Source organism: Yoonia sp., from assembly GCF_030731595.1.
Lineage (GTDB): Bacteria > Pseudomonadota > Alphaproteobacteria > Rhodobacterales > Rhodobacteraceae > Yoonia.
Genome location: NZ_JANQTS010000004.1, coordinates 1 through 8,060 on the forward strand (window position 1 = coordinate 1; position 8,060 = coordinate 8,060).

Consider the following 8,060-nt stretch of genomic DNA (forward strand, 5'->3'; position numbering starts at 1 on the left):
GGATGCTTGCCTGTGTTCACGCGCCGATCGCGCCGCGCGGCTGACGATGGCCGGCGCCCGGCGGGACAGGACTGGGTCGGTGAGCGCGTTGACCATGAAGAGAGCAAAGTCGGTGCGGCGGGTGTGGTTGGAGGCCAAAACCGCGTCCCCGACATGGTCGGACCAGATTGGGAGACCTTCGCTTTCGCCTTCTTCCAGATCAGAGTCGCTCACGATGGTCCAATCCCTGTCAGTGGCAAAGACAAGCCGGGCTGCCGCCTCCTGATCGTCGATGTCTGCCAGCCGCGATACCTTCGCGATCCGCCCGAAAAACCAGGTCTTGAGGCGTTCCTTCAGGGGGTAGCGATCGGTTGCGTCCAGCCTGACATGCCAGCCGCAGGAAAAGATCAGTCGTGCAGTAGGCGGCGCATATTGGAGAACCGCCTCGGCCATTCGGGTAGCCATTCGGTCCGTGCCCCAAGGCACAAGAACCGTCAGCACGCCGTCGGCGCCCTCAGTCGCTTTCCGAATAACGGCAGGGTCAGTCGTGCTGCCCGGTACGAGCGTGATCTTGTCTGCGAAGCGCGCAAGTTTTCCGACGCTTTCCGGTCGGCACACGCCGGTCACCTCGTATCCGCGAGCAAGCGCGTGTTCGGTCATGTACTGACCCAGTTTGCCGCTGATGCCGATGATGGTAATGCGTTTCATGTGAAGTCCTTTCAGTTTGGGCGTTGCATTGCCCAAAGGATGAAAGGACCGGACGACGGGAATAACCGACTGCGCCGAAAATCACTCTTTAACGGGTGTTAAGAATGGATCAGTCCGACAATGCGCGGCGGAGGTGATCGATAAATGCCAAGACCCGCGCGTCCATCCCGAACCGCGAGGCGGTGACCGCATAAATGTCTCGCGACGGGAGCTCATAGTCCGGCAAGACCCGTGCCAACTCGCCCCGCGCCTCCGGGCCATTTGACACAAAGCTTGGTAAGGGGCCGATGCCGTAGCCTGCAGCAAGGACATTTGACAGAACAATGCTGTTGGAAATCCGCAAGGTCGGATCGACGCTGATTGTTTCGGTCCCATCAGGCCCCGTCAAAGTCCATTCCAGCAAGTGATCGGCAACGAGGAAACCTGCGACGCGATGACCTGTGATGTCCGATGGACGTTGTGGGGCACCGTGTTCTTGCAAATAGGCGGGTGATGCAAAGAGGCGTTGATGAAAGGTTCCGATCTTGCGTCCGATCAAAGAGCTGTCCTGCAAGACGGCACCGACCCGCAAAGTGAGGTCGATGCCTTCTTCAACGACATCCACAACACGCTCCTCAAGCGCCAGCGTCACACGAACGTCGGGATACTCTGACAGGAATGCGGGCAACATCGGCCCTATGATCGCCTCGCCAAACGAATTCGAACATCCGATCTTGAGTGGGCCGCTCACCGCATTGGCGCTTTCACGGATCCCATCTTCAACCCGGGAAACCGCTTCGACGATATCGCGTGCCTCGTCATAAAAACGCCTTCCATGATCGGTCAGTGACATGGAACGCGTCGTGCGCGTCAAAAGCGTGGTGGCAAGGCTTTCCTCCAGCAGCTTGACCTCGCGGCTCAGCAATGCGGCTGACACACCCAGGTCATCTGCCGCGCGCGAAAAGCTGCCGCGTTCGACTATGCGGCAGAAAGCCTTCATGACCGATAATTTGTCCATGGCTCACTATAAGAGAATAAGTAGCATTGTCGTCCAGTCATTCACGCATTCGCCTTGTTCGATAGGCAGTTGCGCAAAGAACGATAGGTATCTCTTCGGAAAGCACAGAGGACAAAGCATACGGAACTTCGTTACGGTCAATACCTTGAACAAAGTAGATAATTGCGTGCATCCCCTCAGCGAAAAAGCAAAACCTACTATTCTTGTAACACAACGGCAGCTGTCCTTCGCTGCCCCGACATTGATGCGACTGAAGCGAACGTCTGCTGACCGCCCTTCTTTCACAACGATTGAAGCAAAACATGATCATAAAAGAGAGGTTGCGACAATTCTGCCATTGGCTGCTAACATTCTGTCTATTCCGCCCAGCGCCGCTCACCCTGTCGCATGCGGGTCTTTCTTGCTGCTGTACCGAGCCACCTTTGGGAATCGATCACTGAGATAAATCGCAGCAAATCGTCTCACATGCGTGTGACTGACATCGTTTGAGTTTATCGCGTGCAGAGCCAACCCAGTGATGGGAAAAACGATGGGTGACTTTTGGGATTTCTTGAAAACTCAAGGCCTACAATCGATTGCAAGCGACCAATGGCAGTCCCTAGGGGAATCGAACCCCTCTTTCCAGGTTGAAAACCTGGCGTCCTAACCGATAGACGAAGGGACCGCAGTTGGTGGGCCGCTTTTAGGCAAACCCTGCATCACGCGCAAGAGGCTTTTTGCGGTTTTTTATCAGTGCGCAGGTGCCGCGTCCTCGAGCCGTAATTGGACCGATTGCCGCCCTTGCCAAGTGTTGATTTCCAACCGTCCTGCCAGATGAAACCGTGCCCCATTGTGGTTCACCAGCATCGGCCCCAGCGGTCCGTCCATGGCCCCGAAACTGATCGCATCGATCTTGCCGCCCAAGCCGTCGCCAAAGCTGATCTTAAGGTGATTGGCACCCACCTGTTTGGCGAAATGGATCTGGCAATCGGGAAAGGCAAAGCGCGGGGCAGGGGCGCCTGCGCCAAAGGGGCCGGCGTCTTCGATCTGGTTGACCAGTTCGACCGTGGCCGCACCCGGCATCAGAACGCCGCTGATCTTGAGGTCCGCCGGACCGATATCCGCTGCCCCTTGTTTGGCCAGCAAAGCGCCGAGCCGATCCATCGCTGCTTCCAACTGGTCGCGTTTGACGGTCAGACCCGCAGCCATCTTGTGCCCGCCACCTTTGATCAGCAGCCCTTCTTGCGCTATCCGCTGAATGGCCGCCCCCAGATCAATGCCAGAGACCGAGCGCCCCGATCCTTTACCCTCGTCCCCGTCCAGCCCGATCACCACGGCGGGCCGGTTTGTGGCCTCTTTCAGTCGCGCGGCGACGATCCCCACAACACCGGGGTGCCAGCCTTCGCCTGCGGCCCAAACAAGCGGGCCGTCGAGCCCGCGTGCGGTGGCTTGCTCCAGCGCCAGATCGCGCACCTGTGCCTCGACCTCACGCCGGTCGGTGTTGAGCTGGTCGAGCCTTGCCGCCAGCGCCTCGGCCTCGTGTTTGTCATTTGTTGCCAGCAATCGCGCTCCAAGATCGGCCTTGCCGATCCGCCCGCCTGCATTGACGCGCGGCCCCAGCAAAAAGCCCAGATGATAGCTGGTGGGTGCTTGGTCCAGACCCGCCACATCGCAAAGCGCTGTCAGCCCGATCCGGTTGCGCCGCGCCATAACGGTCAGACCCTGCCGCACAAAGGCGCGGTTCACTCCGACCAGCGGGGCCACATCGGCGACAGTCGCCAGCCCTACAAGGTCCAGCATCGCCATCAGGTCCGGCCCTTTCTGGCCTGCCTCGCGCAGCTGCCGGTTTGCATCGACCAGCATCAGGAATACGACGCCCGCCGCACATAGATGCGCCAGAGCGCCGGATTCGTCCTGCCTGTTGGGGTTCACCACGGCCACGGCATCGGGCAGGGTTTCGCCGCCCAAATGGTGATCGAGCACGATGACGTCCGCGCCTTTGGCGGCTGCGATTGGCCCGTGCGAGAGCGTGCCGCAGTCCACGCAGATGATCAGATCATGGTCTTTGGCAAGGGCCGTCATGGCCTCATCATTCGGCCCGTAGCCTTCGTCGATCCGGTCGGGAATATAGAGGGTCGATGGCAGACCCATCTCGCGCAGCCATGTGATCAGAAGAGCCGCCGAGGTGCCGCCGTCGACATCGTAGTCGGCGAAAACCGCAATTCTTTGGCCTTTGCTGACAGCGTCAAGGAACCGCTTCGTCGCGACATCCATATCCCGCAACTCGTGTGGATCAGGCAGAAGATCGCGCAAGGTAGGCGCCAGAAAGCTGGCGGCATCCTGTGCGACAACACCGCGCCGCACCAAAATCCGGCAAAGCGGGGCGGGCAGGCCGGTTTCTTGGGCCATCGCCTCTGACAGCCGGTCCTCCTCGACTGAAGGCCCGACCCAGCGCCGTCCGGTGGCAGAGTGGCTCACGCCCAAAAACGCATGATCTTGTGTGTTCGTCATAGGAAGGCACAATAGAGAAAGGGCGCAGCCAGCGCCACGCCCTTCTCTTGGAAATATCGCATGCGGGCTTAGCGCACCGGATTGCGGTAGATCATCCGCCGTACAGATCCCGTTTTGGAACGCATCAGGATGGTTTCTGCGGTCACAAAGCCGATCTCGCGCTTGATCCCCGGCACCAGTGATCCGTCGGTCACGCCGGTGGCTGCAAAGATCACGTCGCCTGTCACCATGTCGTCGCGGGTATAGACGCGGTCGAAGTTCGTGATGCCCGCCTTCTTCGCACGCGCGCGTTCGTCATCGTTGCGAAACAACAGGCGGCCGAAGATTTGCCCGCCCATGCACTTGAGTGCTGCCGCGGCCAAAACCCCCTCGGGCGCGCCGCCAGAGCCCATGTACATGTCGATGCCGGTCAGGTCAGGTTCCGCGCAATGCATCACGCCCGCCACATCGCCGTCGGTGATCAGGCGAATGGCTGCCCCCGTGCTGCGAATTTCGGCGATCATCTCTTCGTGGCGTGGGCGCTCCAGAACGCAGACGGTGATGTCATTGGTCGAACAACCCTTGGCGGCTGCGAGGGCCGAGACCCGCTCGGACGGCGACATATCCAGCGTCACCACGCCGGGGCGCAAGCCGGGGCCGATGGCCAGTTTGTCCATATAGACGTCAGGCGCGTGCAGCATCGACCCGCGCGGCCCCATTGCGATAACAGCCAGTGCATTGGGCATGTCTTTCGCTGTGAGTGTCGTGCCTTCGAGCGGATCAAGGGCGATATCCACGCCGGGGCCATTTCCGGTGCCGACCTCTTCGCCGATATAAAGCATCGGGGCTTCGTCGCGTTCGCCTTCGCCGATGACCACGACGCCCGCGATATCGAGTTTGTTCAACTGCGTGCGCATCGCATCTACCGCTGCCTGATCGGCGGCCTTTTCATCACCGCGCCCGATCAACGGTGTGCAGGCAATAGCCGCTGCCTCAGACACACGGGCAAGGCCGAGTGACAGGTTACGGTCGTTGAAATCGGCGGCTTTGGGCATGGGTTGGCTCCTTTGGGTGGCTCACCTTCCCCTAAAGCCTGTCAGTGCAACAGCCACAAGACTGTTTGCGCTAAACCGGTGCTAGACAGCCTCGATCCGGATCGCGACAGGTGTCCCTGTGACAACACCTGTGCCCTTGAAATCGGCCAAAGCCTCGTCCAGTGCCGTGCGCGTTGTCTTATGAGTGACGATCAAAACCGGGGCGGTCGTGTCGGAGTGGTCGTATTGGCGCATCCGGTCGATGGAAATGCCAGCCTCGCCCAAGGCATGGGCCACTTTGGCCAGTGCACCGGGCTTGTCGAGCAGTTGCAGGCGCAAATAATAGGGGGCGGGGACAGCAGCGCGGGCCGCGCGTGCCTTGCGCAGTGTTTTGGCCGGTTGCCCGAATGTCGATAGCCGCGTGCCGCGTGCGATATCCATCACATCACCCATGATCGCACTCGCCGTAGGGCCTTCGCCGGCACCTGGACCACGCAGTACGATCTGCCCGACGGCATCGCCTTCGAGCACGACCATGTTGGTGCCACCTTGCAACTGCCCAAGCGGAGAGGTGTCCGGGACAAGGCAGGGCGACATCCGCTGTTCCAGCCCGCGACCTGTCATCTGGGCCACGCCCAAAAGCTTGATCCGATAGCCCATATCGGCCGCTTGATGGATGTCGTCGATACTGACGGCGCCAATGCCCTCAAGTTCGACAGAGGCAAAATCAACCTGCGTGCCAAATGCGATCGCGGCGAGCAGCGCAAGCTTGTGGCCTGCGTCGATACCGCCCACATCCAGTTCGGGGTCAGCCTCGAGGTAGCCCAAAGCGTTGGCTTCATCAAAGACCGCCGCGTAGCTGAGGCCCGCGTCTTGCATGCGGGTCAGGATGTAGTTGCAACTGCCGTTCATCACACCCATCACGCGGGTGATGTCATTGCCTGCCAATCCTTCGGTCAGGGATTTCACGACGGGGATACCGCCTGCGACAGCAGCCTCGAAACGGATCACATGGCCCGCGGCTTCGGCCGCTTCGGCAAGCGCTTGGCCGTGGATGGCGAGCAGGGCCTTGTTGGCAGAGACGACATCCTTGCCGGTGGCAATCGCGGCTTCGGTGGCGTCTTTGGCGGGGCCTTCATGGCCGCCCATGACTTCGATGAACACGTCGATATCGGCTCGTTTGGCCAGCGTGACGGGGTCGTCCTCCCAGAGATAGCCGGACAGATCGATCCCGCGATCCTTGGTTTTCGACCGTGCCGAGACAGCGACAATCTCGACCGGGCGACCGGCACGTATTGCGAGCAAATCGCCGTGTTTCTGGACAATCCGCACAATGCCGACACCAACGGTGCCCAGACCTGCGATTCCAAGGCGGAGAGGAGTTGTCATTGCGTCTGTTCCATCGTTGTCGGCGTCAGGGAGGGTCTACCCAATCCCTGTGTCTACTGCAACGCGGTGATGTCAATTTGACGGATGATCGCCGCGCGCGCCTGCAATGCGGCGATACGGTCGCGCAGCGCGTCTTCTTCTGCGCCTGTTGCAACGGGCCCGACTGGGAATGCGGTCAATCGGGGGTAGGGGGCTTGTCTTGCGGCATCGCTGATCGTGCCTTCCAGTTCTGGAAAGTCAGCACAGGCACAAAGGGAAACAAGCAAGAGCATGGCGTAACGCATAGGCCGCACCATAGCTGGCAGATGGCAACAGGAGCAACCACACAAGAGGGGTTTCCAAATGAACGAGCGTTCAGTTAAATGGCTGATATGGCACGCAAGCAAGGCTCTCATTCGGACATTACCGGCCCGCGGGTGCGGGACGCGGCGCTGCGGCTGATCGCACGGCATGGCTATGCGGCGGTTTCTATGCGCCAGATCGCGGCAGAGGTGGGGGTGCAGGCGGGCGCGCTTTACAATTACACGCCCGACAAGCAAAGCCTGCTTTTCGACTTGATGCAGGGCCATATGCAAGAACTGCTGGCGGCGTCGCGATCAGCTGATCTGGCGGGGGATGCGCTTGCGCGCCTTGCAGGGTTCACCCGGTTTCACATCGCATTTCATCTGCCGCGGCCTGATCAGGTGTTTGTCTCCTATATGGAGTTGCGCAATTTGTCGGACGCAAATTTCGCGGTGATCGAAGGGATGCGCCGCGCCTATGAGGATGTGTTGGAAGATATCTTGCGTGACGGCGAGGCCGAGGGCGTTTTCGCCATGGCGGATACGCGGGTGACCACGCGGGCCTTGATCGCGATGTTGACGGGGGTAAGCAACTGGTACCGGCCTGACGGTCAGTTTGATACCGAGACAATCACGACAATTTACTGGGATCTCGTGCGCAAGTCAGTGACTGCCTAGGCTTTTGCCACGCACTGCGCTAAGCCCCTTGCAGAGATGGAGATTACCGATGTTTCAACCCGATGAAGATGGCGTCTATGCGCGCGTCCATGCCGCCCCTGCGCGTCGGATATTTGCCTATGCCGTGCTGTTGGGGCTGGGCGCGTTGGTCGTCTATGTCACGCTGGTGCAGCCACCCGCGCTGCATTGGATGGCTTTCATGCTGGTCTTTGGCGTGACAATGCTGTGGCTTGCAGAACGCTTGCGCCGTGCCACGACAATGGTGATCGAACTGACCAAGACAGAGTTGCGAGACAGCAGTGGTGCCGTTCTGGCCCAGATTGATGACATCCGCAGCGTCGAGCGCGGGGCATTTGCGTTTAAACCCTCGAACGGCTTTACGCTGGTCATGCACACCAAAAAGCCCCGTGCATGGGCGCCGGGGCTTTGGTGGCGTTTCGGACGCCGTGTCGGTGTCGGCGGTGTGACCGCAGCCGGTGCGTCAAAATTCATGGCCGAGCAGATTGCTCTGATGATCAAGCCTAG

At 60.0% G+C, this 8,060-nt stretch carries 8 protein-coding genes and 1 tRNA gene; 2 read left to right on the forward strand and 7 right to left on the reverse strand.

Annotated features, from left to right (window positions below; genetic code table 11):
* From NWQ23_RS00145 to NWQ23_RS00175, 7 genes are all read right to left on the reverse strand, one after another.
* On the reverse strand, positions 1–687 hold a 687-nt coding region (locus NWQ23_RS00145; RefSeq protein WP_306164160.1), incomplete at its 3' end, for an NAD(P)-dependent oxidoreductase.
* Positions 688–796: 109 nt separating this feature from the next.
* On the reverse strand, positions 797–1,666 hold the full coding sequence (locus tag NWQ23_RS00150) for a LysR family transcriptional regulator (protein WP_306164161.1): 870 nt from the start codon (positions 1,664–1,666) through the stop codon (positions 797–799).
* Between the two features lie 607 nt (positions 1,667–2,273).
* Positions 2,274–2,348 (reverse strand) — tRNA-Glu (locus NWQ23_RS00155).
* 65 nt (positions 2,349–2,413) lie between these two features.
* Positions 2,414–4,174 (reverse strand): single-stranded-DNA-specific exonuclease RecJ, encoded by a 1,761-nt coding sequence (gene recJ / locus NWQ23_RS00160; protein WP_306164162.1) that lies wholly within the window; start codon positions 4,172–4,174, stop codon positions 2,414–2,416.
* 68 nt (positions 4,175–4,242) lie between these two features.
* On the reverse strand, positions 4,243–5,208 hold the full coding sequence (glpX, locus tag NWQ23_RS00165; RefSeq protein ID WP_306164163.1) for a class II fructose-bisphosphatase: 966 nt from the start codon (positions 5,206–5,208) through the stop codon (positions 4,243–4,245).
* A gap of 81 nt (positions 5,209–5,289) precedes the next feature.
* Positions 5,290–6,576, reverse strand: coding sequence for a homoserine dehydrogenase (locus NWQ23_RS00170; RefSeq protein ID WP_306164165.1), 1,287 nt, complete (start codon positions 6,574–6,576; stop codon positions 5,290–5,292).
* Positions 6,577–6,629: 53 nt separating this feature from the next.
* Positions 6,630–6,860, reverse strand: coding sequence for a hypothetical protein (locus NWQ23_RS00175; protein ID WP_306164166.1), 231 nt, complete (start codon positions 6,858–6,860; stop codon positions 6,630–6,632).
* An 87-nt stretch (positions 6,861–6,947) separates the two neighbouring features.
* Between NWQ23_RS00175 and NWQ23_RS00180 the strand changes: the two genes are divergently transcribed.
* Complete coding sequence (locus tag NWQ23_RS00180; RefSeq protein WP_306164167.1) at positions 6,948–7,535, forward strand: TetR/AcrR family transcriptional regulator; 588 nt, start codon at positions 6,948–6,950, stop codon at positions 7,533–7,535.
* 49 nt (positions 7,536–7,584) lie between these two features.
* Positions 7,585–8,060, forward strand: a 476-nt coding sequence (locus NWQ23_RS00185) for a hypothetical protein (RefSeq protein ID WP_306164168.1), incomplete at its 3' end; no start/stop codon positions are given.

Excerpts from the sequence above, each read along its gene's own strand:
- NWQ23_RS00150 (WP_306164161.1), bottom strand. The coding sequence starts at position 1,666 with ATGAAGGCTTTCTGCCGCATAGTCGAACGCGGCAGCTTTTCGCGCGCG.
- recJ (WP_306164162.1), bottom strand. The coding sequence starts at position 4,174 with ATGACGAACACACAAGATCATGCGTTTTTGGGCGTGAGCCACTCTGCC.
- glpX (WP_306164163.1), bottom strand. The coding sequence starts at position 5,208 with ATGCCCAAAGCCGCCGATTTCAACGACCGTAACCTGTCACTCGGCCTT.
- NWQ23_RS00170 (WP_306164165.1), bottom strand. The coding sequence starts at position 6,576 with ATGACAACTCCTCTCCGCCTTGGAATCGCAGGTCTGGGCACCGTTGGT.
- NWQ23_RS00175 (WP_306164166.1), bottom strand. The coding sequence starts at position 6,860 with ATGCGTTACGCCATGCTCTTGCTTGTTTCCCTTTGTGCCTGTGCTGAC.
- NWQ23_RS00180 (WP_306164167.1), top strand. The coding sequence starts at position 6,948 with ATGGCACGCAAGCAAGGCTCTCATTCGGACATTACCGGCCCGCGGGTG.